This window comes from Burkholderia sp. BCC1977 (assembly GCF_905339595.1).
Taxonomy (GTDB): Bacteria; Pseudomonadota; Gammaproteobacteria; order Burkholderiales; family Burkholderiaceae; genus Burkholderia.
The window spans coordinates 1-3,059 of sequence record NZ_CAJPGQ010000106.1; the positions used below are offsets into that span (position 1 = coordinate 1).

Annotated in this window: 3 protein-coding genes; all 3 read right to left on the reverse strand. The window is 63.0% G+C overall.

The features are described from left to right. Positions 1–30: 30 nt before the first annotated feature. The 3 genes from U5771_RS34795 to tnpB are packed head-to-tail and all read right to left on the reverse strand — an operon-like array spanning position 31 to position 2,987. The gene (locus U5771_RS34795; protein ID WP_322028133.1) at positions 31–627 is read right to left on the reverse strand and encodes a plasmid pRiA4b ORF-3 family protein; all 597 of its coding nucleotides are present in this window, start codon (positions 625–627) and stop codon (positions 31–33) included. An 11-nt stretch (positions 628–638) separates the two neighbouring features. Next, positions 639–2,174 (reverse strand): IS66 family transposase, encoded by a 1,536-nt coding sequence (gene tnpC / locus U5771_RS34800; protein ID WP_322028132.1) that lies wholly within the window; start codon positions 2,172–2,174, stop codon positions 639–641. A 51-nt stretch (positions 2,175–2,225) separates the two neighbouring features. Continuing rightward, on the reverse strand, positions 2,226–2,987 hold the full coding sequence (gene tnpB, locus U5771_RS35685; RefSeq protein WP_415859473.1) for an IS66 family insertion sequence element accessory protein TnpB: 762 nt from the start codon (positions 2,985–2,987) through the stop codon (positions 2,226–2,228). Between the last annotated feature and the right edge of the window lie 72 nt (positions 2,988–3,059).

The window sequence follows — 3,059 nt, forward strand, 5'->3', positions numbered from 1 at the left end:
GTAAGCGTCAATCTGAGGCCGTCTTGATGATCAGAACTTGACCTCTGAGAGCCGCAGATTCGCGAGCACGAGATCAAAGGCGTAGGGATCGAAGCTACCGCCGCACCACTCGAGGAAGTGGTCGTGCTCCTCGTGCGTCGGATCTGCAATCGCCTCGAGGAAGTCTGCATATCCGGGCACACCACCGACGTCTTCCGGCGGGCACGCATTCTGCCCATCCAGGCACAACGGCCGACGCATGTCGGGATCAGGCACGAGTGCCTTCTCGACCTTGATCCGATGCTGCCAGTTATCGCCGTAGTCGTAGATGTAGGTGAATGACTTCAGCCCGCCCAGCGCCTTCGCCAGCGTGACCCGTGCTTCATTGAGCATTGGCGGATCGCTCTGGAATCCGAAGTCATCAGGTTCACCATAGTTGGTTTCGCCGAAGACGAACTCGTGCAGGTGCCCGCCTTCCCAGCCCATGGCCAGTTGCAGCATCACATGCAGCTTGCCCAGCCGGACCGAGCCGGGAACAATGATTCGTCGCCAGATCGCCGGCTTAATGTACTTCAGCTCAACGCGCAGGACGTAATCGGGCACTGGCGTCTTGACCAGGCGCACGGCAGATTTGCGGGGTTGGACCATCGGATTGATTGTCAGGCGGCTTGCTGCTCGATGTGTGCCGCCGGCATCAGGCGCCACGGCAGCAACTCGTCGATGCGGTTGATGGGATGATCGGCGATGCGCTCAAACACCGTGCGCAGGTACGCAAACGGCTCAATGCCGTTCAGGCGCGCCGTACCGATCAGGCTGTAGATCACCGCTGCGCTTTCGCCTCCGCCGTCGGAGCCTGCGAACAGATAATTGCGCCTGCCGAGAACCAGCGGCCTGATCGCGCGCTCCGCGGTATTGTTGTCCACCTCGACGCGCCCGTCTTCGCAATAGCGTGTGAGTGCATGCCAGTGCCCCAGCGAGTATCTGGTCGCCTTCGCCAGCCCCGACTTCGCCGAGACCAGTGACAGCGTGTGTTCGAGCCAGGCCTTCAGCTCAGTGAGCAACGGCGCCGAGCGTTGCTGACGCGCAGACAGGCGCACGTCCGGCGTCTGGCCGCGAACCTCGCGTTCAACGGCATATAGCGCCCCAATGCGGCGCAATGCTTCTTCGGCAATCGGTGAGCTGTCCAGCTTGTACAGGTCGTAGAACTTGCGCCGAGCATGCGCCCAGCATCCGGCCTCGATGACCGTGCCGTCACGATACAGGGCGTCATACCCGCTGAAGGCATCTGCCTGGAGGATTCCCGTGTAGCCCGCCAGATGCTCCCGAGGGCGCTCACCTTTGCGGTCGGGTGAGTACCTGTACCAAACCGCTGGTGGCGCGCGGCTCCCTGCCGGGCGGTCATCGCGCACATAGGTCCACAAGCGCGCCGTGCGTGTCTTGCCACGCCCCGGCTCCAGCACCGGCACGGGCGTGTCGTCGGTATGGATCTTGTCTGCGGCGCGTACATAACCGCCGAGTGCGTCGGACAGGGGTTGCAGCAGCGCCGCCGCTTCACGCACCCACGAAGCCAGTGTTGCCCGGTCCAGTTCGATGCCCGCGCGGCGATAGATGCCGGCCTGCCGGTATAGCGGCATATGGTCAGCGTACTTCGCGACGACGACCTGTGCGAGCAGCCCCGCACCCGCCATCGAGCGTGCTATCGGCCGCGAAGGTGCCGGCTCCTGTACTACTGCGGCGCAGCGCGGGCAGCTCAGCTTCGGACGTACGTGACGCAGTACCTTGAAGTAGCCGGGCACATAGTCGAGTACCTCCGAGACGTCTTCGCCGAGCGCACGCATCTGTTTGCCGCATTCCGGGCATCCGCAGTTTGACGGCGCATGCACAACCGTTTCGCGGGGAAGATGGGCGGGGAAGTGCCGTGACTTGCGGCGCAGCGGAACGACGTTCGTTGTGGCCGATGTATCAGCAGCATCGGGCACCTTCGACGTTGAGGCCATGGTCGATTCAGGAACGGGAAGCTCACCGAGCGCGAGCTGCAGCTGGTCCATCAGTTCGGTCATGCGCTCCGATGAACGGCCATACTGCCATCGCTTCAGCCGCGAGATCTCGGCCAGCAACTGCGCGATGGTCTCGTCGCGCGAGGCGACGATGCGCTTGAGAGCGGCGATGTCATCGGGCAGATGGTTGACTGGCATGCATGCCAGTGTAAATGAAGCCCACGCGCTTGTGGGTTCACGCACCCGGCGTTACGCCGCGTGCGTCGGCCGCCACGTCCGTTCTGGATGCCGCCAGTCAATCCCCTCGAGCAGCATCGACAGTTGGGCGGCTGACAGATGGACTGTGCCCGAGTCCGCCTGCGGCCACACGAAGCGCCCACGCTCGAGTCGTTTCGCGTACAGGTTCATGCCGTCGCCGCTCCACCATAAAATCTTGATGAGGTCACCGCGACGTCCACGAAACAGGAAGATGTGCCCCGAGAAGGGATCACGTCCGAGTGCTGACTGCACCAGCGCGGCAAGTCCATCCATGCCACGGCGCATATCGGTAATGCCCGCTGCCAGCCATACGCGGGTACCGCCTGGCGGCGCAATCATGCTGGCATCAGGCAGCAACTGCACGGGGTCGACCATGCCCGTGACACGTACACGGGCACCGTTCAGTTCGATCTCGATGCTCGACGCTGCCGGTACGCTCTCGCGATGTGACTCGACAGGCTGTAGAGCGAGCGACGCCGGTTCTGCGGTCTCGCCGGTCGGTGCATCAGGTAGCGCTACGGGCAGCAGCACCGCTGTGCTGTGCGCCACTCCTTCGAACTGGCCCGCTCGCAGTTGCCGGCGCCACTTGAACACCATATTGGGATTCAGTCCGTGCGCCTGCGCGAGCTTGGCCACCGAAATACCCGGCTCGCACGCCGCGACGGCAACTTGCCGTCGGTACTCTGGTGTGTAGTTCGGTCGGCCCTTGCGGTTCGATGATCGCGCATTCCGTGTGTCCAAAGTAGTCCCCATCACTTGAAGTAACGGACATCACTTTGGACACCGGCTTCAGCTCTGTCCATGCGGCCACGGAATGACGCTTAC